This is a genomic window from Sporosarcina cascadiensis, assembly GCF_009650995.1.
GTDB lineage: Bacteria > Bacillota > Bacilli > Bacillales_A > Planococcaceae > Sporosarcina > Sporosarcina cascadiensis.
On sequence record NZ_WHVV01000008.1, the window covers coordinates 85,256 to 108,803 of the forward strand.

Annotated in this window: 23 protein-coding genes; 11 read left to right on the forward strand and 12 right to left on the reverse strand. The window is 43.4% G+C overall.

Annotation, left to right across the window (positions count from 1 at the left end; genetic code table 11):
* Positions 1-13 precede the first annotated feature (13 nt).
* The gene (locus GDZ68_RS10085) at positions 14-574 is read right to left on the reverse strand and encodes an integrase (RefSeq protein ID WP_153722171.1); all 561 of its coding nucleotides are present in this window, start codon (positions 572-574) and stop codon (positions 14-16) included.
* 586 nt (positions 575-1,160) lie between these two features.
* A complete protein-coding gene (locus tag GDZ68_RS10090) occupies positions 1,161-1,616 on the reverse strand; it encodes a KGG domain-containing protein (RefSeq protein ID WP_153722172.1) in 456 nt (151 codons plus the stop codon).
* Positions 1,617-1,928: 312 nt separating this feature from the next.
* On the opposite strand from GDZ68_RS10090, the gene GDZ68_RS18085 reads away from it, so the two are divergent.
* Positions 1,929-2,102 carry a hypothetical protein gene (locus tag GDZ68_RS18085; RefSeq protein ID WP_194841123.1) on the forward strand — a complete coding sequence of 58 codons (174 nt, stop codon included), beginning with the start codon at positions 1,929-1,931 and terminating at the stop codon, positions 2,100-2,102.
* Between the two features lie 89 nt (positions 2,103-2,191).
* On the opposite strand, the gene GDZ68_RS10095 is transcribed toward GDZ68_RS18085, so the two are convergent.
* Positions 2,192-2,926 carry a hypothetical protein gene (locus GDZ68_RS10095; RefSeq protein WP_153722173.1) on the reverse strand — a complete coding sequence of 245 codons (735 nt, stop codon included), beginning with the start codon at positions 2,924-2,926 and terminating at the stop codon, positions 2,192-2,194.
* A gap of 18 nt (positions 2,927-2,944) precedes the next feature.
* Positions 2,945-6,784: a DEAD/DEAH box helicase gene (locus tag GDZ68_RS10100; RefSeq protein ID WP_153722174.1), complete on the reverse strand. Its 3,840-nt coding sequence runs from the start codon at positions 6,782-6,784 to the stop codon at positions 2,945-2,947.
* A 627-nt stretch (positions 6,785-7,411) separates the two neighbouring features.
* Between GDZ68_RS10100 and GDZ68_RS10105 the strand changes: the two genes are divergently transcribed.
* Entirely contained in the window at positions 7,412-7,609 is a 198-nt protein-coding gene (locus GDZ68_RS10105; RefSeq protein ID WP_153722175.1) for a hypothetical protein, read from the forward strand.
* Between the two features lie 28 nt (positions 7,610-7,637).
* Positions 7,638-7,880 (forward strand): hypothetical protein, encoded by a 243-nt coding sequence (locus GDZ68_RS10110; protein ID WP_153722176.1) that lies wholly within the window; start codon positions 7,638-7,640, stop codon positions 7,878-7,880.
* Between the two features lie 328 nt (positions 7,881-8,208).
* Here GDZ68_RS10110 and GDZ68_RS10115 read toward each other — a convergent pair whose 3' ends face one another.
* The gene (locus GDZ68_RS10115; RefSeq protein WP_153722177.1) at positions 8,209-8,514 is read right to left on the reverse strand and encodes a YunC family protein; all 306 of its coding nucleotides are present in this window, start codon (positions 8,512-8,514) and stop codon (positions 8,209-8,211) included.
* A 476-nt stretch (positions 8,515-8,990) separates the two neighbouring features.
* On the opposite strand from GDZ68_RS10115, the gene glnA reads away from it, so the two are divergent.
* From glnA to GDZ68_RS10130, 3 genes are all read left to right on the forward strand, one after another.
* Positions 8,991-10,325, forward strand: coding sequence for a type I glutamate--ammonia ligase (glnA, locus tag GDZ68_RS10120; RefSeq protein ID WP_153722264.1), 1,335 nt, complete (start codon positions 8,991-8,993; stop codon positions 10,323-10,325).
* A 102-nt stretch (positions 10,326-10,427) separates the two neighbouring features.
* Entirely contained in the window at positions 10,428-12,014 is a 1,587-nt protein-coding gene (locus GDZ68_RS10125) for an amidohydrolase (RefSeq protein WP_153722178.1), read from the forward strand.
* A gap of 48 nt (positions 12,015-12,062) precedes the next feature.
* The gene (locus GDZ68_RS10130) at positions 12,063-12,560 is read left to right on the forward strand and encodes a TspO/MBR family protein (RefSeq protein WP_153722179.1); all 498 of its coding nucleotides are present in this window, start codon (positions 12,063-12,065) and stop codon (positions 12,558-12,560) included.
* 983 nt (positions 12,561-13,543) lie between these two features.
* Here GDZ68_RS10130 and GDZ68_RS10135 read toward each other — a convergent pair.
* The gene (locus tag GDZ68_RS10135) at positions 13,544-13,768 is read right to left on the reverse strand and encodes a hypothetical protein (RefSeq protein ID WP_153722180.1); all 225 of its coding nucleotides are present in this window, start codon (positions 13,766-13,768) and stop codon (positions 13,544-13,546) included.
* A 91-nt stretch (positions 13,769-13,859) separates the two neighbouring features.
* Positions 13,860-14,912: a YsnF/AvaK domain-containing protein gene (locus GDZ68_RS10140; RefSeq protein WP_153722181.1), complete on the reverse strand. Its 1,053-nt coding sequence runs from the start codon at positions 14,910-14,912 to the stop codon at positions 13,860-13,862.
* 146 nt (positions 14,913-15,058) lie between these two features.
* On the opposite strand from GDZ68_RS10140, the gene GDZ68_RS10145 reads away from it, so the two are divergent.
* Positions 15,059-15,466 carry a YugN family protein gene (locus tag GDZ68_RS10145; RefSeq protein WP_153722182.1) on the forward strand — a complete coding sequence of 136 codons (408 nt, stop codon included), beginning with the start codon at positions 15,059-15,061 and terminating at the stop codon, positions 15,464-15,466.
* 5 nt (positions 15,467-15,471) lie between these two features.
* Positions 15,472-15,630 (forward strand): hypothetical protein, encoded by a 159-nt coding sequence (locus GDZ68_RS10150; protein ID WP_153722183.1) that lies wholly within the window; start codon positions 15,472-15,474, stop codon positions 15,628-15,630.
* A 74-nt stretch (positions 15,631-15,704) separates the two neighbouring features.
* On the opposite strand, the gene GDZ68_RS10155 is transcribed toward GDZ68_RS10150, so the two are convergent.
* From GDZ68_RS10155 to GDZ68_RS10165, 3 genes are read right to left on the reverse strand one after another with little or no spacing between them, the layout of a single operon-like run.
* Positions 15,705-16,805: a mechanosensitive ion channel family protein gene (locus GDZ68_RS10155; protein ID WP_153722184.1), complete on the reverse strand. Its 1,101-nt coding sequence runs from the start codon at positions 16,803-16,805 to the stop codon at positions 15,705-15,707.
* 3 nt (positions 16,806-16,808) lie between these two features.
* Positions 16,809-17,129 (reverse strand): hypothetical protein, encoded by a 321-nt coding sequence (locus GDZ68_RS10160; protein ID WP_153722185.1) that lies wholly within the window; start codon positions 17,127-17,129, stop codon positions 16,809-16,811.
* Between the two features lie 47 nt (positions 17,130-17,176).
* Positions 17,177-19,384, reverse strand: coding sequence for a YhgE/Pip domain-containing protein (locus tag GDZ68_RS10165; RefSeq protein WP_153722186.1), 2,208 nt, complete (start codon positions 19,382-19,384; stop codon positions 17,177-17,179).
* A gap of 123 nt (positions 19,385-19,507) precedes the next feature.
* Between GDZ68_RS10165 and GDZ68_RS10170 the strand changes: the two genes are divergently transcribed.
* On the forward strand, positions 19,508-20,194 hold the full coding sequence (locus GDZ68_RS10170) for a hypothetical protein (protein ID WP_153722187.1): 687 nt from the start codon (positions 19,508-19,510) through the stop codon (positions 20,192-20,194).
* 125 nt (positions 20,195-20,319) lie between these two features.
* Here GDZ68_RS10170 and GDZ68_RS10175 read toward each other — a convergent pair whose 3' ends face one another.
* Positions 20,320-20,601, reverse strand: coding sequence for a colicin immunity domain-containing protein (locus GDZ68_RS10175; protein WP_153722188.1), 282 nt, complete (start codon positions 20,599-20,601; stop codon positions 20,320-20,322).
* Between the two features lie 64 nt (positions 20,602-20,665).
* Positions 20,666-21,241: a GNAT family N-acetyltransferase gene (locus tag GDZ68_RS10180; RefSeq protein WP_153722189.1), complete on the reverse strand. Its 576-nt coding sequence runs from the start codon at positions 21,239-21,241 to the stop codon at positions 20,666-20,668.
* A gap of 379 nt (positions 21,242-21,620) precedes the next feature.
* On the opposite strand from GDZ68_RS10180, the gene GDZ68_RS10185 reads away from it, so the two are divergent.
* Both GDZ68_RS10185 and GDZ68_RS10190 read left to right on the forward strand, forming a co-directional pair.
* The gene (locus GDZ68_RS10185; RefSeq protein WP_153722190.1) at positions 21,621-22,646 is read left to right on the forward strand and encodes an NAD(P)H-dependent flavin oxidoreductase; all 1,026 of its coding nucleotides are present in this window, start codon (positions 21,621-21,623) and stop codon (positions 22,644-22,646) included.
* 82 nt (positions 22,647-22,728) lie between these two features.
* Entirely contained in the window at positions 22,729-23,547 is an 819-nt protein-coding gene (locus GDZ68_RS10190) for an STAS domain-containing protein (protein WP_153722191.1), read from the forward strand.
* The last annotated feature ends 1 nt before the right edge of the window (position 23,548 follow it).

Below are 23,548 nucleotides of genomic sequence, written 5' to 3' on the forward strand. Positions count from 1 at the left end.
TTGGTTTTGTTAATTATAGTATTGAACTTCCATCTGTCTGATTCGTAAGTTTTTTATAATAACTTACATCTTCTTCGTAAACCGCTTCGTAAGTTGCCAGGCTGTTTCTCCGAATTTCCTTAAAGTGTGCAGGATCAATTAACCTAAACTGATCATTTAAACAAGCTGCATTTTCCCATGCAGTTTCTTCAAACACTTTATTCATTTCATCTTCTTCTATCAGCATAGCAAGCAGCTCAGCATTTTTATAAATTTCACTCATTGAATAACTTTTTCTCATTGTAAAAATTTCTATTGTTCTAGGCAGCGAAGCTTCTAACGCTTCCTGATCCATCACATGCCCCAGTTCATGCAGAGTAATCGCTTGGACATAGATATCTGCTGAACAAAATGCCGCCATTTCCTTATGTGCTGATGCCAGACGTTTAGGATCGTAACCTATATATTTACCTATAAAATTATAACTCATATTAATTCCGTCGCTTACTTCGCGAAGAGGAATATCCATTTGAACTGTTTCCATGACCCCAGCAATCAATCCTTGTAAATGATTAGAAACTAATTGATTATTCATTCTCGTACTTCCCTTTTTTCTCTATTTTTATTTTACTGATATAATAGTTTAGCCTTTACTAGTAGTATATACTTATGCTTTATTTTTTTCAATATGAATTCCCATTAAGTACGAAATTAGACACATGTTTGATGAGTAACAAAATAAAAAATGGGTATGTATTGTTAAAGTAGTGCTGAAGACTTGTATTTTAAAAAGGACAAGATACTAATTATATAAGTTGAATTAATAAACCTGCTTTCTATAAGACACTTAATACCGTTGATTTCCGTTCCAGGCGGACGCGTGTCTTGCGGGTCCGCGGTGAGCCAAGCGAACAGCGAAGGGTTCGCTTTGCCGTGTTTTTGCGCTCTTTGCAAAAATTAAGGCAATACAAGGTTCCTTCTGCACACTATTTTCGTTCGCTCCCCTAAGTTGTCTCACCTGTCGGGCTGATCCTCCCAGAGTCGTTTTAGCCGCGGGCTCACACGAAGTGAGTCATGCAACCGTAACTTATATAATAAACACAAAAAAAGAGTATTCTCAAATCGTTGCAATCGATTTAAGAATACTCTTCTTATTAACGTTCTTCACTAACTTCATCAACTTACTTATTATTTCGGCTTTTGCTTTTGCTGTTGTTGTCATTGTTGTTGTCATTGTTACGTTGTCTAGCGCGGGCTTCTCCGCCTTTGCGCCCAGCTTCTTCACGGCTCATTTTGCCGTTGCTATTGTTGTTGTTATTGCTGCGGCTGTTGTTGCTGTTATTCCCGCCGTTATTATTGCTTTGTTCCGCTCTGGCTTCTCCGCCTTTACGGCCAATTTCTTCATAGAACTTTTTGTCATGATTTTCGGAAGTCGCTACTCCGCCTTTACGCCCGATTTCCTGATAGAATTCACGGTCGTGATTTTCAGCAGTGGCTTCGCCGCCCTTACGTCCAATTTCCTCATAGAATTCACGGTCATGATTTTTAGCAGTCGCTTCTCCGCCTTTGCGGCCCGCTTCTTCCAAACTCATTTTGTTGTTCTGATCGTTGTGGTCGTTGTTGTTTCGCTTAGCCATGTATAACTTCCTCCTATGCATTTTATGTTTTATTAGCTCGTCGACAGGCTTAGTAGTTATATTCCCAATTCACAAACTACTAAACAAGTAAAGTGCCTTTTTCATATTTTAGTGACAAAGATTCATGATATGGATTACTTTGCCTAATTATAAATATTACCAATTTCCCTGTAGTTACAGAAGAGCGTTAGGCCGTAAGTTGCTTGAGACAAATGTTATCGTTCTCTTACACCTTTTTTAAAAAACTTTGCATAAACCTTTCATTAACAGCCACTTTACAGTGAGACGTTTATTGAAAGGAGTTGTAAGAACTTGGGAAGAGACGAACATACGAAAGGCAGCAATAATTCCAGCTCATTACCACAAACACCGAAGAATCAAAAGATTGCACCGAAGGATATGAAAGAAGAAATCGCTAAAGAACTGGCGGAGCTTCGCAGCAACCCGAAAAAATCGACAGACAGCAATCGAAAACGCTGGCCCTGATCCTTCCTGGAGTTACACTTTTTTGTTTTGGGATCAATAAATAAAAAAACCGCTCGAAAATTGTCAAAAACGACTTTCGAGCGGTTCTTTTAAGTTGCCGACGCTTTTTCCTGGTCTATCAGCTTTTCCAATTGTTCGTCCCATTGATCAAGCAACGTGTTCCATACCCTTGTAAACCGCATATTTTCTGATCGATTATAAACGGAGAACTCAATACATGGAATCAGCTGTTTCGAAATATGGGCAGCTGGATTAATTTTGTCGAGTACAATCTGCAACGGATCCTCTGACATTTCCACTCCAGCTGAAAGAAGAGCACTTCGCAATAGTTCTTCATGGAGGCTTTTCATTTTATGTTTCTGCTTTTTCGCCAGACGAAACGGTTCAATTTTTGTTTTGATCAGATCTTCTTTTTCTTCACATAGAATATTTTCATGGCAGGCACTGTAATACATAATGATTTCCTTTTGCTCAGGCGCCTGTTCATAGATGCCTGACTGCAATTGTTCCGCTCCGTTTTGCGTAAGCTCGAAGACACCTTTACGTTTACGAATCATGTCTGCCCGTTTCATTTTCTCCAATAAATCCTCTGCAAATAAAGAATCGACGGCGAGAAAGTCCGCAACCATCTTGGGATCAGCAATTGGCAATTTATCTATCGTCAGCAGCATCATTTTCATGAGAATATCCATAGTAGTACGTTTAATTGTTGTATACGAAATATTGACCGTCTCTACCGGTAATCCCCATCTGGAAGACTTTTCAATCTGCAGATTCGGCTGCTGCTGGAGCTCTCTCTGCAATTTCTTTTGCAGCGAATCCATGCCCTCACCTTCCTTTCCTTATGGCTGTACGTTTCTCAAGCCGCCTTGCTGTTGTACAATTTCACGAAGTCGGCTGTACATATCACGTGTAGATTGATTCCTTGTCCGCACAGCGAACATTTCCGAACTCCCTACGATGATCAGCAGTTCCCGGGCCCGCGACAGTGCGACATTTAATCGCCGGTAGTCTTTTGCAAACCCGATATCTCCACCTGAATCACCGTGATTCCGGACAAAACTCAAAACGATGATGTCCATTTCCATTCCTTGAAACTTATCGACCGAGCCCGTTCTGCAATGAAGATGTTGCGGCCGCAGCTCCTGCTGCAGCATGCGGTCAATTTGTTTTACTTGCTCGCCATAGAAACTGATGACTCCGACACTCTTCAAATCGTTCTTATCCATTCGGCCGGAACGTTTCGCTTCTTCTGTTGCCTTCTCGGCATCCAAAAGAATTTTTCGGACAAGTGTTAACTCCGATTCATTAAACCGGCTCGTACCGCCTTTTACTTTATCTTCATAGAATGCAGGTTCATTCGGCGTATCAAACCACAATAAATGATCGCCACGCGTAATCAGATCGCTTTCCAACAAGTGATCACGAAGTTCATCCGAATCAGGCAATCCACACTGCAATTCATAATTTCCTTCTTTATAGAAAGGAGAGATCGTCTGCATAATATTTTCGTGCATCCGATATTGAATGCTGAGCATCGTTTTATTCTGCTTCGGCAGCGTGCGGAATAACCTTTCAAATAAAGATTCATTCAGCAACTTTTTCATTTCACGCTGCACATCCGGATCTTTTTGCTGATCCACCAGCTCGTCCATTGTTTCCTGTCCGACGAGCGGCGGCAGCTGATGATGGTCTCCCACAAGGATTACTTTCTTGCCTTTTAACATTGGCAGCAGCAATTCGGGCGGTGTGGCTTTGGAAACTTCATCGATAATGACGACATCGAATTCGGGGTATTCCTCCATGAATTGTTTCGATGCTGATGCAACACATGTTGTGCCGATCACGTTCGCATGTTCGACATAGAGTTTTCGTATTTCATCCAGATCATAGTCATTTGCTTGCTGCAGCAGCTGCTCCCATTGCGCCTGTAGTTCCTGCAGAACAGGGAGCTGCTGCCGTTCTGTATTTAAATCTTTCATCTGCTGTACTGCTGTTTCCAATTCAGCTGTAACTCGCTTCAGTTTCTGTTCGACTTCGGGGTTCAGCTGTTCATGGAGTTCATCAATACTGGTTTTCAGCTGCATATTTTCGTCTTGCCGTTTCTGAAGCTGTTGTTCCAGTTCACTGATTTGCTTTCGCTGCTCTTCCAGCGTCTGTTGTGTCCCGGCAGCATTTTGTTCATAAGTTACTTTCATTTCAGCTAGCAGAGTCAGTTGTTTCCTCTGCTCCCCGCACTCCGAGACAGCTGCTTCCATCGTGCTGATTTCTTTTAACAACTGTTGCTTTTCCCAATCAATATCCGGCCGCGGGTGTTCATTCAGCCACTCATCCAGAAGCCGCTGCTTTTCAGCAAGCTGTTGTTGAATACGTTCTGACTGTTGCTGAAAATACTGTTGATCCCGTTGAGTATTCTTTAGTTCTGAATCAAAAAACTTCAGAACTTCCTGCTTAATTTCAGCAAAGCGCTGTTTGGCCAGTTGTTTTTGCTGCTGCTGAATTTCTGCGCCTTTCATGCGGACTAATTCTTCTTTGCTGTAAAAAAAAGACATGCCTTGGGCGATTGTTTGTAGAACTTCTGTTTTAGCTTGGGATTCCTCTTGAATTTGCAGTATATTTTTCACAGCCGGCTTAATCAGGAATCTCCCAAGCCGATCAATCATTCCATGCATTTCCTGTATGGTCTTAAAATCATCTGTAGACTTTTTTTCAATCATATGGATTGGAAAACGATGTTTCTGCAAAAGCTGTTCCGTTTTTCCAATCGCTGTCTGAAACCGTTCATAAAGTTCTTTCCACTCCTGAAACTCATAAGTGAATTGTCCTGTTTCAATTGATTTAATTAACCGTTGCAGTTCATTCATTTGTAAAACGAATTGTATCGGTACATCTATCGGCTGATCAGACAGCTCTTTTTGCAGCCTGTCCAATTTACTGATCGAAATGATTTGTTCATTTGCCGCATGCAGTCTGTTTTCACGCTCTGGAATAGAAGCTGACTCATCCTGTAACTTGTTCAGCTGGCCTGAAAGTTGCTGCAGGTTCGACGTCAGCTCCGCATATACACATAGTTGTTTTAGCTTTTCCAGTTCGTTCTGCAGAATTGCCAGCCGCTCAGTCAAACTGCTTTCTGTCGGTATAGCTGACAGCTTCATTTGCAGCTGCCGGATTTCCTGCAGCTGCTGATCTAATTTTTTCTGAGTCTGTTCGGTACTATTCTGCTGATCTGATAATTTTTTTGACAGCTGATTCAGCGTATACTGTTTTGCAGCAAGTTCTGAAGTCTGTGTTTCCAGCTGTTGTGTTAATAAGTTTTGTAATTCCAGCTGTTCCGCAAGCACCTTTTGTTCTTCGCTGTATTCGATACTTCTTTGTTCAAGCTGCTGAACAGTCTCTGATAGTTCAAACTCTTTCTTCTTATACATTTCACGCGTCGTCTGAACGGTTTCCAATGTTTCATTGCGCCAATGTAACGCCACATTCTCCTCAATGAACCGCTTGCCCTCTTCTTCAATACTTTCGGAGCGCCCATAACGGAGAATTCTGGTCTTCGGATCCGTCAGCAATCGACCAAGCGCATTATCTACCGCTAGATTCGACTGAGAGGCAACGAGTGTCCGCAATCCCGCTTTAACGTTCTGATAACAAATTTCCGAAATGACGGTCGTCTTGCCTGTTCCCGGCGGCCCTTGAATCACATATAGATCATGAGCCTTCATTGCGCCAGTAACCGCTTCTCTTTGGAATGCATTAAGATTATTATGAAACTCCAATATTGGCTGCTTATTATTGATCTGCACTACAGGACGCTCTTCAAATAAAATCTTCTCTAAATTGGCATTTGCAGCCAGTCCGTCCTGTAAATCTTTGAAGCCTCTCCGCAACCTTCTGATTTGGCTCAGTTCCGCAAAATTTGTCAGTACTAGTTTTTTATTATGTACCGGAAGCCATTGTTCTTTCCGTGATTGCTGCTGAAAACGCTGGTTCAGTTCAACGACAATGATTCTCTGTGACTTCTGAATATCGATCACTTTACCAATTTCCAGGGAAAGCTCCAGCACTTTTACACTGAAGCCTCTCAGCTGCCGCCAATTCTTCGACTGCAAATCTTTACAATGAAGATGCAGTTTCGTAAAGTCACTATTAAAACTTGCCTGGCTGAATGTGCAGGAGAGATCCTCGACATCTGCATTTTTTTCAGCAATCTGTAAATAACCTTCCCAGCTTTCAATCCGCTTTTTGACATATTCCGAACGCTCTTCTGCTACAGGCAGCTCGCGCATACTTGTATAAAAATGGATGGGCAGTGCCAGTCCGGATTTATTCAGACGGAATTTTATCAGTGTATGCAGTCTGCGGTTTGTCTGAACAGGTTCTTTTGCTCCCCGGACATGAAAACCCGTCGCGACAAAGCCGTCCGGTTTTAACACGCATTCCATGACGGCAACACGCTCTGAAACTGTCTTGGCAAATTTTTCATTTTTTTTCGGATCAAAATAAAGCGAATAAGACTGGTTGCCCTGCCGGTTAGCCGGTTTTTTCTCAATATATAATTCGAATGCCGTCTCGGATGACACGAGCGCCTGTTCATTTAAGAACCATTGCTCAATACCTTTGCGGGCATTTTTGGTAATCTCAAGACCGCATGATATGGTTTCGATTGTATTTGTTACCGTCATCATACTAATTGCTTTCTATATGGCTGTTTGACAGTAAGATGGATGTTCATGCTTTTCCCTGTCGATTCATTGTTCAAAGCTCTCACCTCAGTCCTATATTATAGATGATATACTGACGAACCGCGAGTATGAAAAAAGCTTTTGAACTTTTTAAATGATTTTAATATAGATGTTTAGATTCTTTTGGACCGGGGTATAGTATGCATAACAAGGCAAACCGGCAGTTGAAAAAGGTTAGGAAGAAGAACAGCCTTTGATTCTGCGGGAGATGCACAGCCTTGGCGGAAAATTTTCTTTACTGGCAAGAGGTACACTCAGGTGGGGAACTTGTTTTACAGTTCCACTGGAAAGACAGGTTTACCAGGCAGTATGTAAGAGGTTTTTTGTGCAAGTGCAGTTGAAAGAGCTGCTTTTCAGCAGTGTCCAAAACATACGGCAGGGGTACTATGTCAGTATGGTGTAGTACGAAACAAAAGTTTTCCGCATATTAGTGAGAAAGGTCAATCGGAAGCCGGCAGTTTCGGCAGCTGATTGACCTTTTCTTTTCCCTTGTAACATATTTGTATTGTTTAAATCGTATGAATACGGGAAAACAGGAAGTAAGCAATCACTACAGAGGAGGAACTTTCAATGAAAAAAAGAGCAGCATTAGCGGCAATCGGATTAGGCGCGGCGTACCTGATGAGAAATAAGGATTCACGCGATAAACTTGCCGGTCAATTTGATGAATTCAATAACACACCGATGCGGGGCGATCGTTCTCGCACAAGCCATACGGATACTCAGCACGAACGTAAAAAAGGCTTGCTCGGCAATTTATTCAACTGATCGATTTTACGATGAGGAGATGATGTTCATGAGAAATGACAAAGGTGAAAAAGTGTTTACTGATAAAGACCGGCCTGATGCAGAAGAACCTTATATGGATAATCCAGAAAACTTAAAGACTGATAAAGAAAGCATCTACGACATGCATGAAGATATGCAGACTGTTGACGCTATTCCGCTTGAAGATGTGCGGATGGAAGAAGAAGAGGAACGCCACCACAGGCGGACCAAAGACCGTTCATCAAGTGAAGAAAAATATGAAAATGAATAAAGATGAAATAGACAGCCGCAACCATGGGCTGTCTATTTTTAATGTATTTGAAGTCTTTCTGTATTTTAAACAGCTTTTTCTGCTAAATGTAATTTCATTTTGGTAGTCTGCCGCACGTAGTAAGAAGAAGACCGCTCCAAAAAGCCATTTTGGCGAACCAAAACATTCCATGACCGCACATTACACAGACCGGACCGAGCGAAACTCGTCTTTCCTCGAGCCAAACGAGCCGTTCACCGCACTATTCCGGACTGCAAGAGCGTAAGTCCCTATCCTGCTTACCCTAATCCATGACACACAAAAAAAGCGCCTCGCGAGGCGCTTTTTACTATGTCATCTTCAGCAGGGCATCTGTACCTTTCATTCCGGCAGTGATGCCGAGCTGTTCAGCTTCCAGCGTAACCGATTCCAGCGGTGCCGCCAGCAGCTGTTCAATCGTTTTGACTCCGACTGCCCGGCCGGCGATAATTTTCCTGTCCGCCAGCACACTGTTCAGCAAGCCCACGTCAAGCGCTCCGCACATAATATAACCGGTGTCATTCGATACGGTCAGCAGCGTTGTTTTAGGTAATTTTACCGTTACAGCCTGAAATGTATGTCCGTCAATTGTAATTGTTTGATTGTCAATCAACATACCCGCCCCTTTCGCTTTCAGTATATGAAAGCACGGGCCGTTTGTTGCATACAAATTGCTGAACAGCGAAAAGCCTCTCATACGCCTGTAACAGCGTGAGAAGCTATTTCATTTATCGTAAAGCGGACTAAATCGATTTCATCTTCAAATCCCGGTAAATAAGCAGTGTAGAATTCCTTGTCCTAGACTCACGCTCCAAAATACTGACTTGTATAGCTCTTCGACATATTCACGTTCCCTGAATAATGAGAGTGGCGCACCCATTCTGTTTAAAATTGCATTTTATTAATGAATAGTACTTAAATACAAGTTCTCTAAAAGAGAGCATTTTATTATTATCTGAAATCAGAACTTAAGTCTTAGTTTTCTTTCAAAAAATAGAAGAAAACTCTTGTGTTTTTATTGGCGTTTGCCGTATTATAGAAAAATGTTGCGAAGATGATTCGTTTCAAACAATTCATAAGGAGAGTGGCATGATGGGAAGCATTACAAAAGAAGACATTTATAAATTAGTGGAAGAGCAGAATGTGAATTTCATTCGTCTTCAGTTTACCGATATTTTTGGTATGATTAAAAACGTAGAGATCCCGATCAGCCAGCTCGAAAAAGCCCTGGACAACAAGATGATGTTTGACGGATCGTCTATCGAAGGATTTGTACGGATTGAAGAATCGGATATGTATTTGGTTCCTGATTTACACACATGGATGGTATTTCCCTGGCCTTCTGGCAAAGGCCGCGTTGCACGTTTAATCTGCGATGTCTACTTAGCGAATGGCGAGCCGTTCACCGGAGATCCGCGCGGTAATTTGAAACGTGTTATTCAGGAAATGAAAGACCTCGGGTTCACAGATTTCAACTTAGGACCTGAGCCAGAATTCTTCCTTTTCAAATTGGATGAAAATAAGCAGCCGACGATGGAACTGAACGACCATGGTGACTATTTTGATTTAGCACCGATGGATTTAGGTGAAAACTGCCGCCGGGACATTGTACTGGAACTCGAAGAACTCGGTTTCGAAGTGGAAGCATCACATCATGAAGCTGCACCCGGACAGCATGAAATTGATTTTAAATACGCTGATGTGCTGACGGCTTGCGATAATATCCAGACGTTTAAACTGGTGGTCAAAACAATGGCCCGCAAACACGGGCTTCATGCCACTTTTATGCCGAAACCGCTATACGGCGTCAGCGGTTCGGGAATGCATTGTAATGTGTCGTTATTCAAAGACGGAAAGAATGTATTTTTTGATAAAGCAGGCGAACGTCAATTAAGTGTAACAGCCTATCAATTCATGGCAGGCGTCCTGGATCATGTGCGGGGATTCACTGCAATCACGAATCCGACGGTCAACTCGTATAAGCGCTTAGTTCCTGGATACGAGGCACCTTGCTATGTCGCCTGGTCTGCACAGAACCGCAGCCCGTTGATCCGCATTCCTGCATCACGCGGTATGAGCACTCGTGTCGAAGTTCGTTCTGTAGACTCGAGCGCCAACCCGTATTTGGCGATGGCGACTATTTTAAAGGCGGGACTTGACGGAATTAAGCGAGAGCTGCAGCCGCCTGCACCTGTGGACCGCAATATCTATGAAATGAAACCTGCAGAACTTGCGGAAAACCATATCGATATGCTGCCAACTGACTTAGATCACGCGCTAATTGCTTTATCAGAAGATCCGATCATACAGGAGGCACTCGGCAAACATATCTATGCAAACTTCACGGATGCAAAACATAAAGAGTGGGAAAGCTACCGAATTACTGTACATCCATGGGAAATAGAAAGATATATGAAAATGTATTAAGCAAAGCGACTGCTGCGGCGGTCGCTTTTTTCTATGCAAAATCGCTTCTATTGTTCATTCGGCGGCTGCAGTTTACTATAGTAGATACAAGGAGGAATCGGCATGAAGACGATTTGGCATAATGCAGTATTTTATACGATGCAAAATGAGGGACATACAATAGAAGCACTTCTGACAGAAAACAGTAAAATACTTACAACCGGTTCCTATGAAGAATTACGAATACATGCAGCTCAAGAGATCGACTTGCAAGGAGCAGTTGTCTTCCCCGGTTTCATTGATAATCATATGCATATTATCGGCCAGGGTGAAAAGCTGCTGAGGCTGGACCTTTCGCAGGCTGCTTCCTCAGAGGAATTAATGCAAATGCTGCGCGGTGCTTACAGGAATCTGCGCGAAGATGAGTGGTTCATTGGAGAAGGTTGGGATGAACAAAATTTTCCGGATAAGAAGATCCCCACGCGATGTGAGCTTGATTCCATTACGGATTCCCCGATGCTGCTGAAGCGCACGTGCTGGCATGCGGCAGTCGTTAATTCGAAGGCCCTGGAACTTGCGGGCATCACAAAAGACACCCCGGATCCCGAAGACGGGGTGATTGAACGTGATGAGAGCGGTGAGCCGACAGGGCTGTTGAAGGAAAGTGCAATGCACCGGGTTCTTCAGTTATTGCCTGAGCCGTCTGAATCCTATGTGACAAAAGCGCTTCGTACTTCGGTTGATCATCTGCTTTCCGTCGGATTAACGGGTGTCGTCACAGATGACTTAGGCTATTATGGCAGCTACCAGACTCCTTTGCAGGCATTTAAGAATGTACTGGGCGGAGAATGCAAATTCCGCGTACATCTTCTGCGGCACTTCAGCGTTTTTCAGCAGCTGATGGATGACCGTGCCACCTATAATGAACCATGGGCGGAACCCGGTGAGATGAAGTTTTTCATTGATGGAGCTTTCGGAGGCAGCACTGCTTTACTAAGCTCGCCTTATGCGGATGAGCCTGATAACATTGGCACCACTGTCGTGACAGATGAGGAACTGGAAGAGCTTGTGAAACTGGCACGAACTTACGGCGAGGCGGTCGCTATACATATGATCGGTGACCAGGCGGTTGAAAAAGCACTGGATGTGATTGAAAAACATCCTGCACCTGCAGGCAAGCGTGACCGGTTCATCCATGTCTGCCTATTGCGTGACGACTTGGTAAATCGAATGGCGAAACTCCCGATCGTCCTAGATATCCAGCCGGCTTTTGTTCCTTCAGATTTTCCATGGATAGAAGATCGTCTTGGAACACACCGAATGAACTGCGCCTATGCCTGGAAGCGTCTGATTGACCGGGCTTTCATTGTCGGGGGAGGTTCTGACGCGCCGATTGAGGACCCCAGTCCCCTGCTCGGGATGCACGCCGCCATCGAAAGACGTCAGCCCGGCGATCAGCATGATGGCTATTTGCCGAATGAAAAACTCAGCCGCTATGAAGCTGTACAGTTATTTACTTCAGGAGCTGCCGCCACAATTGGAAAAACCGATTCGCGCGGGCGCATAGCAGAAGGTTTCGACGCCGATTTCACCATACTTTCTGAAGATTTATTTACAGTACCCGTGGACAGAATACCAGATATCCCCATTTACATGACGGTCGTTGCCGGTGAAATTATGTACAGAGCAAGTGAAAAATCCGGCAGCTAGTTTAGTCCCGTGCTGTTAGGGAAAACTTCCTTAAAAGGAGGTTTTATTTTGGAACTGTTGAACGTAAATGGGACAACTGATTGGAAAAAGCTGACGCGCAATGTGCTGATTCCTGTAGTCGGCGGGTCGATTGTGGGCTGGCTGGCAAACCGCAATACGCAGGAGCAATATGCCAAACTGGAGAAGCCTTCATTTTCTCCTCCTGGATTTGTATTTCCCGTCGCATGGACGGCGCTTTATACGCTGATGGGGGTTGCAAATTATCGTGTGGAGGAAAAACAGGCACGGCGGAAGCAGAATGACTCGGCTGTTCCACTGTATGATGTACAGCTCGGACTTAACTTTCTGTGGTCATTCCTTTATTTCAAATGGAATTTGCGCGGTACCGCATTAATGGAAATGACCATTTTATTGGGCGCGATTGCTATGACGGCTTACGAGTTCAACAAAACAGACCGTACAGCAGGCGCTTTGATGGTGCCGTACATCGGCTGGGTGCTGTTCGCTTTGACACTGAACTATTCTACTTGGAAATTGAATAAGTGAAGGAATGGAGCTGTCCGGAAAGTTATTCCCGCCTAACTTTTCGGACAGCTCTTTTTTAGGCTCTTCACCAAAACATGTGCTTGACAGTCTATTTCATGAGCAGTTTGAAATTTGCTGGGATTACGCAGTATAGGATGGTAAGTGGGTAGGAGACCATTTCCCTGCGTTCCAGGCGGACGCGTGTCTTGCGGGCCCGCGATGAGCCAAGCGAACAGCGAAGGGTTCGCTTTGCCGTACTTTTGCGCTCTTTGCAAAAGTTAAGGCAATACGGGGTTCCTTCTACACGCTATTTTCGCAAGCTCCCGCAAGTCGTCTCACCTGTCGGGCTGATCCTCCCCGAGTCGCCTAAAACCAGTGCTCCTAACGCTACGCTTTTACTCGCAAAAGCCGTTCTTCGTGACGGCTTTCACTACGGTGCACTAGGCTGGGGTTTCAAGACTTTTTGTGTGAGTAGGCGGTATGAGCATACTATTTAGGCCTATTAAGATAGGTAAGGTATTTCATGCAATACTTATTATTCTGCAGAGGTTAAAGTTCTTGTGATCAATGCGTTTGCAAAGTTGAGAAATGAAATCACACGCACAAAATCTCACTCTGAGAAAAAGCAAAATGATATAGATACACCACGCCAGCGAAGGCGCAACTGCGGGATAGGCCGTTGCTAAGCGAACAGCGTAGGGTTCGCTTTGCCGTATTTCTGCGTTCTTTGCAGAAATTAAGGCAGTGGTGCATGCTCTTCGCCAGTAGGCTCATAGCGTAAGGCAATCCCCCATCGCCGAAGCGGGTTTAAACTGCAGTATGATTTTTGCAATACAGGCATGACAAGTTTTCAAGAACCGATTTTGGGCAGACCCTCTTTTTTATATGGATATATTTTTTTGTATGCGGTGAAAAATGAGGTTTGGCACGCTGCTATACCTGTTCTAATCCCACCAAAAAAAGACTGTCCTGAAAGGAATTTCACTTCCAGGACAGTCTGTGATTTAATAGTTTCTGTTCATACGCTCTGCTGTCTTATAGGCATCATACATACCCCAGATCCAGACAATGGGATAAGTGATAAAACCGATGAGCACAAACATGAGTAGTGCATTAATACTTTGCAGGATAATGAGCAAAATACCTTTTAGTATTTGTCCATTGTAAATTTGTCCGACACCAGTCCAGAAAAAACTCAGCACTGCGGCGATACCTGGATGCTTCAGCATGCCCTCGTCTCCTTCCCGGCTGTTTCTTTCATTCTATCGTATAGGAAGGAGGGATGACAAGCTGAATGTTTTGCTGCTCGAACTCTCGCTGTTATAGACGGTCTCTATCCAATCGATTTTTATTCAGAGGATCATTATTTAGAGGATCTGTATCTAAATGATCTCCATCTACCTCGATGTCTCCATCTTTTTCAAGATGCACTTCTTCGCGTCTGACCGTTTCGTGAACTGTTTCCGGCTCTTCCACCTGATGTTTCTTCAGTACAATTTCTTCTGTAACTACGGGTTTTTTCGTAACTTCCACATGCTCTTCCGTAATAGGAATTCGAATGGTCTCGTCATCTTCTCTGAATGCGGCTGTATTATCCAGTGGAGAGTTAGTCTTATCGAACTGTCCTCCATCCGTTACCGGTCTGCGTTCCACCGTCACTTCTTCATGCATGACATTGACATCGACAGAACGCGGCTCTTCAACGACATCTTTTTCAAGTCGGACTTCGCCTTTTCGGACGCGCTGCTTGTCCACCTGTAAACGTTCTTCATGCAAGCGCATACGTTCTTCTTCGGTGCGGTTATCATGCAGCGTATCCGCGGAATAATCTCTCGGACGGTCAAGCACTGCCTCGCCGCCTACTTTGCCATACTCATCATCCGCACGCAGAGACTGATCCGGCAGCGTCTTATTTAAACGGTACGCAGGATCTCCGCCGTTTAATTCCTGGTCAGTTACACTCAGCCCGTTAGCCCCGAGATTCACGTCCGTGCTGTTTCTTTCCAGTCCGTAAAAGTCTGTGTTTTCCATATAGTGACGGTTGGCTTCTCCTGAATCTACATACAGCAGCATGCCGCCGTTTTCAATTTCTCTGTAATAGCGTTCGGTATCTTCCTTCCCAAAATCAAGGCTATCAACCATGCGGTGCACGTGGTCCTCTCCCGAAATGAAGCCCATAAAGCGATCCCACCATGAGCCGTCCGCTGATTTGACTTCTGCGGATGTGCGGCTGCGCAGCATGGACAGATGATCATCATCCTTCACTACTACATAGATATCTTCATCAGACCATCCTTCATTATTCAGTTCTTCTACTCGGTTCATCAGTTGTGTCTCATCGTGGTACATTCCAATATAACGTTTTTTTGACATGTCAGTTTTCCTCCTAGAATTTTTTTAGCTTTTTATTCTTGCTTTTCTTATATTACCCCCTTGACAAAAACGAAAACATTTGATTTTCTTTTTTTATGTATAAATGGCCGGCAAGATGGAATTCTAAATAGAAAGGGAGTGATTAAATGCTCGAATTAAATACCGAAATAGAAGGCAGGATGGCTTCGTTCGGGACTTTGCGGGATCGTGTCGTGCAGAACGGCTATCATTTTGGCGGCGGCTGGGATTATCACAAAGGCAGTTTTGATTCGATATTGCACAGAGAAGGCGGTGAGACGATTTATCTGCGCGTTCCTTTTGAAGTGTATGAAGGGGAACTGGATGACTATAATACGTCTATCAAGTTTAGGAAACCGTATGTCATCAAGCATGTTGTCAACACCGGACTCGATAAAGATGCCAGTTCGTTGGTCAGCGGATCGTTTAATCAGTTCCAGGAACCGCTCGACCGGGACGCTCAAATTCATGATAAAAGCCGTTGGGAAACTGCTGGGGAGTTTGCGATTGAAGAGTTTTTGCAGCACTTGGAATAAAAAAGATGAAGGCAGCCGCTTGCACGCATATAAATAATAGTATGAGCGGTGACGGAGCATTTATGAGCGGATGGTCTGCCCGGTATGATCATGCAGGCTGGCTGAATGATCATTTGCACGGGATGTACGAGCGCCCGCAGCGGCAGTATGATCACTTGCAGTAGTTCTATGATCATTCAGAGTATAAATCAAGAGAAAAGGCTGCCTGACAAGTCCATTAGACTTACTGGGCAGCCTTTTAATTGTCCGGTCGCCATTCTGCCGGGCCGGCCGGTTTCTCATCTGCAGCTTCTTCCAGCTGCGCTTCATGCTCAAATATCATCTTCGCGATTACTTGGCGGATTTTGTCCTCCACCACCTGCTTGGCGCGCAGGCTGCGAACGGGAACTTCGATTACCATTTCCACGCTGTCGCTGCCCAGATTCGTATAGCGAACGGCAGGTTCAGGCTGTTCCAGCACTTCATCCAGCGGCAGTATATACTCATGCAGCAGCTCTTTCAGTAAGCTGCTTACCTTCTCTGTGTTACTGGTGTATTTTACGTTCAACTTCACATCAGCAATAACCAGTTTGGAAGAACGGCTTTTAATGATCTGCTCAATGAAATATTGATTCGGCACAATGAGTGTGCCTTCCCTTTCCACCGTCACATCCGTAGAACGAAGTTTGATCCGCTCGACTTTCCCGACGCGTCCTTCTATCTCAATATATTCTCCCACTTCAATTGGCCGTTCAAACAGCATAATGATGCCGGATACGAAGTTGGCGGCCACGTTTCGGATTCCAAAACCTATTCCCACACCCAATGCGCTGAACAATAGGGCAAATGTCGTCAAGCTCAAGCCGACAATCCGGAAACCAACGACAATACCAATGACCATAATCAAATAATACAGCAGCCGGTTCACGGTATACTGCATGCCTTTTTCCACTTCCATACGTTCATAGAAATAGGGCATGACATGCACGGTAACCGCTTTTGCCAGCCGGTTCGCAAAGGTGATCACCAGGATGATCATGATAATCAGAAACAGTGAGATGCCCACGCCCTTTGATTGATAAAAAGGTGTGAACAGCCATTTCTTCTTTGAAAAAGTCAGCAGGAATAAGAAAATCGATCCATAGAGGGCGACCCAGTTTGCCAGCGACTTGATAAACGGCACGACATGCTGGCGTGCCCGGGAAGATGCCGATAATTTATCGAGAAGAAAGAACAGCAGACTCTTCCCAATAAAAATCAGAAGGAGATACAGAAAGAATAAGTAAATTTCCTTGCTCGTCAGCTCTTTCATAATCGTCAAATCAACGGGTATCGTCAGAAGGGCAAACTCGTAAATCATCGCTTACTCCTTCAGTTCCCGAACTTTTTCCTTCATTGCTTCCGAGCTGAGCACTTCTTTCGGAAATTTTTCATAAATGGGCTGAAGTTCATTCGTCAGCTCCTCCAGTTCTGCAGCTGAGTAAAACAGGAATTCGAAATATCGGGAGCCGTCGTCTGTTTCGATTAAAATATCCAGCACTTGCAACGGTTCCCGGCCCGCTGTGTCTTCGTCCGACATAATCGGTTCCTCCGCTGCATAATTCCCCTGATAAATCCATACTGTCCCTTTTTGCACTGATTCTGCAAACGCCAGCAAATCATCTGCATTGTCTGTCTGCTTCATCTACATTCCTCACTTTCCGCTTTTTACTTATCCTTCCCTTTTGGAGTTTAATGAAACAAATCTGTCTCACGCGACTTGGCAAGCAGCTGATTCGTCGCTTTATTCACTTTTTGTTTCAATAAGTATCCAAATGCCAACATAATAATGCCGACAACCATCAGGAAAATCAGATCTTTTACAGCCCGTGCCCACACAATTCCTCCCACGGCTTCCCGCATGAGATCAATCGCATACGTAAACGGCAGAAATGGATTAATCCATTGGAAAAACTCAGGCAGCAGCATGATCGGATACGTACCGCCGGACCCTGCAATTTGAAGGACGAGCATCACGATAGCCATTGCTTTTCCCACATCGCCGAATACAGAAACGAGGGTGTAGACGATTGACATGAAAACCATGCTGATCAACATACCGAACAGTATAAATAGCACGGGAGCCTTCACAGTGACACCCAGCAATGCGATATCCCCGACTGTCACAATAAGCGACTGAATCAGTCCGATCAAGCCGAAAGTAAAGAATCTTCCTATATAGACTTGTTTTGCTGTAAACTTTCCTTCCCGGTGGATATCTGTCGATAATAATGAAATCAACAGAAGACAGCCAACCCAAATGGCAAGCACAGTATAGAATGGACTCATCCCCGTCCCGTAATTCTTAATGGGAAATAATTTATTTTCATTAAGAATGATCGGCTCCTCAAAGAAGCTTCTTTCTGCCTGCGGGTCATTTCGCAGCAGCTGGATGATTTCATTGATGTCCGTCTCACCCTGAATACTTTTAATCCTGCTGGCAAGCTGGTTCACTTTACTGTAGACATACGGGTATTCATTGAGTGCTTTCTCCACTTGCTGTTTACCGTTGGTCAGATTCCCATCCGTATCCACAAGTATCCGCTGAACTTCCGGTATTGTTTGTTGCACTTCTGTCAGCAGTTTTTTTGCCGTGCCCAAGGTTTTGATGGCCTGCGCAATTTCCTGCTGAACGAACGGCTCAATCGTTTCAGTGTATTCTTTCAAAAAAGAATCTGCTTTCACCGATGTATCCGCGGCAATTGCCTGCAGATCATTGACTCCATTTTTCACCCGTTCCTGCTCGTCCTGCACCAGTGAATCAATCGTCCTTGCATTCGTCTGGATTTCTGTCATCTGATTTTTCATGTTTTCGATTTTCTGTAAAGATGCATCAATAGGAACAGTAATAGCCGGCGGTTCGGGATCAATAACACCTGTTTGCTGGTTTTTCGCTTCATTCAGCTGCACCGCTAAATCCTTCACCTGGTTGAGATCAGCCTCGAGTCCACCCAGCTTTTCTATACTTCCCGTCACCCGTTCATCCAGACTTTTCTTTGCGCGGTCCCACTCTGTAAAATCGAGCTCGGTCTGCTGGATTTTTTTAAGGAACGCATTGGTTTCTTTCGTGATCTCCGTTATTTTTTCCAAATCTGCTTTGATTCTCGGTGCCGCAGCTTTCAACTGCTGCTGTGCAGCAGTCAGCTGACTGAGCGTGTCATTTACCGTCTGCAGTCCCTCTGAAGTCGTTTGCTGTACTTCTGGCATCATTTTCTGCGCCTGATGAATAATTTTCTGTGCAGAACCTGCATCCCCCGCAATCCCTTCCAACGTCTGATGAATACCGGGCAGTTCTTTTTGGATTTCAAATACATAATCCTCGAACTTTTTAATATCCGGCAGATCCTTTTCAATTTCAATACCCAGTTCATTGAATAAATCAAGCACTACACCGTTCACTGTGGAAATGAAGCGGCTGCTCACTTTATCAACAATGACGGAGGCACCTTTCTCCGTAATCTTGGGGGCAATGGAATTGAGTTTTTCATTGACGTAATACTCGATTTCCGCCTTTTCTGGCTCTCCTGAGACAACCGTTCCGAGTTTTTCTGAAAAATCTTTAGGAATAAAAATGGCAGCAAAATAATCACCGTACTCTACCCCATCCATCGCTTCCTCGCGGGATGTAAATGTCCAGTCCATATCTTTATTTTCTTTCAGATTTTGTATCAGTTGGTCGCCGACATCTATTTCCTCCTCACGAATTAATGCGCCTTCATCTTCATTGACGACCGCCACCGGCAGCTTATCAGTCCGCGAATAGGGATCCCATGCCGCATAGATATTCAGCCATGCATATAAAGACGGCAAAAAAGTCAAACCGCCGATCAGAATCGCGGCCACCCAGTTCCTGCTTATATTTTTCAGATCCATCTTAAATATATTCCAGCTAACTTTCATTGACTTCCCCTCTTTCTTTTACTTCTTGTTATTTGTTACTATACCCATATCCCGGCTATTCAAGGAAAATTAGTGTAACTTTTATTAAAAAATTGCGTCTCCTAGTTAAAGGAGTGAGGCCGAATGAAAAAGCGGATGATAATTGCTCTGACTTTATTGCTTGCAAGCTGTTCTGGAGGTCAACTTTCCAATCCTCTGCCTTCCCCGCTGAACTCTGCAATTGACTGGGTGGATTTTGTGAAGTGGAATGACACTACCTATAGTGCAAATTTCGAAACAAATGAACGTAATCTGGATTGGGAGACCGGAGAAGAGATCGGAAAAGTGAAATACATGCTGAACGGGCATGTGGGAGCAAATCATAAGTCGAAAAACGGAGATGCAGCTTATTTGCCTAAAGGAACGCAGCTCTATGAAATAAAAGGCTATGACCCGGCATTTCGGATTTTTGCAGATGGCAAAGTATATGAAGTGTCAGATGCCGGAAACTTTGGAACAATCGGCGACTTCCTGGATATAGAAGGAAAAGTGAAGCGGGTAATTTTGCAGAGTGAAGAAGATTTATCGTTGGTTGGTGAGTTTTCTGAAGAACATGCTGCAGAATTTATCAAGGAACTGCTAACGCTTCCCTATAAAGAGGAGTATGAATTATTTGAAGGAAAACGTGTTTTCTTTGGAATAGAACTGGAAGACGGTTCCATGACAAGATCATTGTATTGGCCCGCAACAGGCTACATTACGTATGGAGGAAAAGCTTCCGGCAGGATGAAAGAAATTTTTGAAGAGGAAATGAATGTGGCGGACTACTGATAGAAAGAGACTCTTCTGAAAGGAATGAGATGCCGTCATAATAACTCTTTACTCTATTCCACTGATTAAATCGAGGCCCCTTGTTACAGAAACATGCCTGTTAGTTATATATCATTGAATAAGAGCTAAAGATTATTCATCACTTTATTTAGTTTAACAAGTGCTTCACTTACTTCTTTTCTTAGTTGATGTTCAGATATTTCAAAAGAAGTTTCTTGTCCAGGGAGACATTCGTGCCAATAGCAATCAACTACTTCAAAAACTCCATTTAAAATTTCAAACAGGATGTTATCCATTCTTTCTATCCCATTTTTAAATGTATATATATAGTTACGTTCAAAATACTCAACAGTAATCAGCCCGTTTACAAAATCATCTATTAACATCTTGTATTTATAAGCAAACATTTCTCTACCTCTTTTAATAAAAAAGAGCAAACCAGCTTACTGATTTGCTCTCTCATTTATTTGTTTAAATTAACGTCTCTTCCCATTCTTTTCTTAGCAAACCCATGACAAGAATATCATGGTACTTACCAAATCTAAAAAGCTCTTCTCTAAAAGTGCCTTCTAACTGAAATCCACATTTTTCATAAGAGCCAATAGCTCTTTGATTAAAACCAAAAACTTGAAGTTTAACCTTATTTACATTCATATAATTAAAAATAAAGTTAAGCAAAACTTTCATTGCATCTGTTCCATAACTTTTCCCCTGGAAGTCAGGACCAATCGAGATCCCAACATGACAAGTGCCATTGTTCCAGTTAACCAAATAAACAGCTATAGTTCCAATGAATACTTTTTCATCTTTAAGTTCAACGGCAAACATATAGTCATCTTTCTCAGAGCTAATTTCTCCAAGAAACTTTTCATGATCTGCTTCAGTTGGTGGAAATGGAATACCATCGTTCATTAGCAGACGACTTTCCATTATGTCCTCAACGTTAGAATAGCTCTCGTAATCCTCTTTTGTAATTTTGCGCAAGGTTACTTTTTTTCCTGTTAAAAAACTCTGTACATGTTTCTTGATCAATTTAGATTCCCCCATTTTTCAGGGGTCGCAGTAAAGGGGTTATTTTTACTGTACCCCTGTGACGTTTTGTTCGATTATATCTGTGAAAACGTCTACTACAATGTTCGATAACATAGGCTAATCTCCCTTTTTGTAATAATTCAAATATACACCAAGTTAATGGTATGGATCAACTTCTATCAGTTTCTTCACACTATGACCTGGCTCGGTTGCGGCAAAATATAAATTTCTATGTAAACTGCAGCCCTACGTATGAAAATGTACACATCTAGTTTCTTCATCTATCAGCAGACCATGAACTTCAATTTCCAGCTCTCTCACTTGGTATCCACCCACTTCATTTGATACACTTAATCGTAACATGAAAATTATGACTTCTTAGGAGGAGAATTAGTTGCAGCAAACTTTAACTGATCTATCAAAATATCCTCTCGTACAAGCGCCTATGGCAGGCGTGACGACACCTGAGTTTGTGGCTGCCTGTTCAGAAGCAGGTGCACTGGGTTCTATCGGAGCCGGCTACCTATCTGCAGAAGACACAAGGCAGTTTATCCAGGAAGTGAAACAGCTGACTTCCAAACCATTTCAAGTAAATCTTTTCGTTCCTGAAAAGACCGCAGCAAGTGAAGATCAGATTAGAAAAGCGATTCAGGCGTTGAAGCCGATTGCGGATCAGCTGGGGCTTCACGTTGACAAGCCTGTATTTTCATCAACTGAGTTTAAAGATCAAATCGATGTGATTATTGAAGAAAAAGTTCAAGCTTGTTCATTTACTTTCGGACTCCCCCAACAAGCAATCATTGACAGATTAAAACAACACGAAATCTGCCTCATTGGAACTGCCACAACCATAAAGGAAGCACAGCAGGCAGAGCAGGCCGGTATGGACGCAGTCGTTCTTCAAGGAAGCGAAGCGGGCGGCCATCGCGGCTCATTCAGTGGTGATCTGGAATTAGTGCCGCTGGATCTGCTGTTGGATGAAGCCCGCAAGATCATTCAAATTCCGATAATTGCTGCGGGCGGTATTGCAACAAAAGAACAGATTGACCGTTTGCAGAAAGTAGGAGCTGCAGCTGTACAGATTGGTACAGCTTTACTTACAGCAAATGAAAGCGGCGCCAACCCGTATTATAAAGAAGCCCTTCTGCAAGCCGAAGAACAATCTACCGTTTTGACAAAAGTATTTTCAGGTAAATTGGCACGCGGCATAAAAAATTCTTTCATTAATCAAATGGAGAACTCACCCATTGCGCCGTATCCGTTTCAAAATGATTTGACTAAACCGCTGAGGAGCGCTGCTGCAAAGCAAGGGAAATCAGGGTATCTGTCATTATGGGCCGGTGAGAATGTGCATCTGTGCAGAAGAGGCAGTGTAAAAGAAATAATCGAGGAACTGGCTGATACTCACACAGCTCCCTAATAGTTATCAGAATTACGTTTATCAGTTGGCATATAAGGGTAAACACATGCACGTATCTAAAGTATATTCTGAGGTGAACATAATGGTAAACAGCTCTTTTAATCAACATACAGCAGAAGAATTTTTAGCACAGCATAAAGAAGCCTTTGAGCAGGAGCTTTTCAAACAGGCTGTCAACGTAAAGGATAAAGTCAAAGAGATTCTGCAAATCGGTAATATCGATTTGATAAATAATGCACATAAACTCGTTACGTATGTTATTTGGGGTGAAGAAGAGAATTTATACAAATTTGCCAAACAGGAAGGTATTGCCTGGTCGACTTTTTCATTGACTCTTGATCTAAAACTTGAATGGGTGCAAGCAATTCGCCGGACTTTGTGGATCTTCATTCAGCGGATGATAAAAGAATATAACATCAAGAACTATGACTTTTTTGAATTAGAAGAACAAGTCAATAATCGGATCGATCTCTTTTTAAATGAATTTTTCATTAATTATTCTACATATAAAGATGCCCTGCTTCGCGAACAGCGCAATTTGGTTGAAAATTTATCGGTCCCGATTATTCCCATTACGCCGGTAGTGAGTATTCTGCCGTTAATTGGAACCTTGGACTATTTCCGCGCTAAAATTATGGAAGAACGGGTTTTGACGGAGATCTCCAAAAGGCAAATCCAAACGCTGATTATCGATTTATCAGGTATAGCAGAAATGGATACAGAAGTAGTTGATCAGTTTCTGAAGATGATTGAAGGGGCGAAAATGATGGGTTGTCACGCGATCATCACTGGACTTAAGCCCGAGGTTGTGCGAAATATTATCGCACTAGGCGTTGTCTTCGATTCACAGACACAGACATGGGGCACCTTGCAGCAAGCACTGAATATGTATTTTCAGTAAA

Bases quoted from the DNA above. Each gene is read 5' to 3' on its own strand.
- GDZ68_RS10110 (WP_153722176.1), top strand. From the start codon at position 7,638: ATGAGAAATGACAAAGGTGAAAAAGTGTTTACTGATAAAGACCGGCCT.
- GDZ68_RS10165 (WP_153722186.1), bottom strand. From the start codon at position 19,384: ATGAAAGTTAGCTGGAATATATTTAAGATGGATCTGAAAAATATAAGC.
- GDZ68_RS10175 (WP_153722188.1), bottom strand. From the start codon at position 20,601: ATGTTTGCTTATAAATACAAGATGTTAATAGATGATTTTGTAAACGGG.
- GDZ68_RS10105 (WP_153722175.1), top strand. From the start codon at position 7,412: ATGAAAAAAAGAGCAGCATTAGCGGCAATCGGATTAGGCGCGGCGTAC.
- GDZ68_RS10180 (WP_153722189.1), bottom strand. From the start codon at position 21,241: ATGGGGGAATCTAAATTGATCAAGAAACATGTACAGAGTTTTTTAACA.
- GDZ68_RS10085 (WP_153722171.1), bottom strand. From the start codon at position 574: ATGAATAATCAATTAGTTTCTAATCATTTACAAGGATTGATTGCTGGG.
- GDZ68_RS10125 (WP_153722178.1), top strand. From the start codon at position 10,428: ATGAAGACGATTTGGCATAATGCAGTATTTTATACGATGCAAAATGAG.
- GDZ68_RS10100 (WP_153722174.1), bottom strand. From the start codon at position 6,784: ATGATGACGGTAACAAATACAATCGAAACCATATCATGCGGTCTTGAG.
- GDZ68_RS10190 (WP_153722191.1), top strand. From the start codon at position 22,729: ATGGTAAACAGCTCTTTTAATCAACATACAGCAGAAGAATTTTTAGCA.
- GDZ68_RS10145 (WP_153722182.1), top strand. From the start codon at position 15,059: ATGCTCGAATTAAATACCGAAATAGAAGGCAGGATGGCTTCGTTCGGG.
- GDZ68_RS10160 (WP_153722185.1), bottom strand. From the start codon at position 17,129: ATGAAGCAGACAGACAATGCAGATGATTTGCTGGCGTTTGCAGAATCA.
- GDZ68_RS10155 (WP_153722184.1), bottom strand. From the start codon at position 16,805: ATGATTTACGAGTTTGCCCTTCTGACGATACCCGTTGATTTGACGATT.
- GDZ68_RS10170 (WP_153722187.1), top strand. From the start codon at position 19,508: ATGAAAAAGCGGATGATAATTGCTCTGACTTTATTGCTTGCAAGCTGT.
- GDZ68_RS10140 (WP_153722181.1), bottom strand. From the start codon at position 14,912: ATGTCAAAAAAACGTTATATTGGAATGTACCACGATGAGACACAACTG.
- GDZ68_RS10115 (WP_153722177.1), bottom strand. From the start codon at position 8,514: ATGTTGATTGACAATCAAACAATTACAATTGACGGACATACATTTCAG.
- GDZ68_RS10090 (WP_153722172.1), bottom strand. From the start codon at position 1,616: ATGGCTAAGCGAAACAACAACGACCACAACGATCAGAACAACAAAATG.
- GDZ68_RS10150 (WP_153722183.1), top strand. From the start codon at position 15,472: ATGAAGGCAGCCGCTTGCACGCATATAAATAATAGTATGAGCGGTGAC.
- GDZ68_RS10135 (WP_153722180.1), bottom strand. From the start codon at position 13,768: ATGCTGAAGCATCCAGGTATCGCCGCAGTGCTGAGTTTTTTCTGGACT.
- glnA (WP_153722264.1), top strand. From the start codon at position 8,991: ATGGGAAGCATTACAAAAGAAGACATTTATAAATTAGTGGAAGAGCAG.
- GDZ68_RS10095 (WP_153722173.1), bottom strand. From the start codon at position 2,926: ATGGATTCGCTGCAAAAGAAATTGCAGAGAGAGCTCCAGCAGCAGCCG.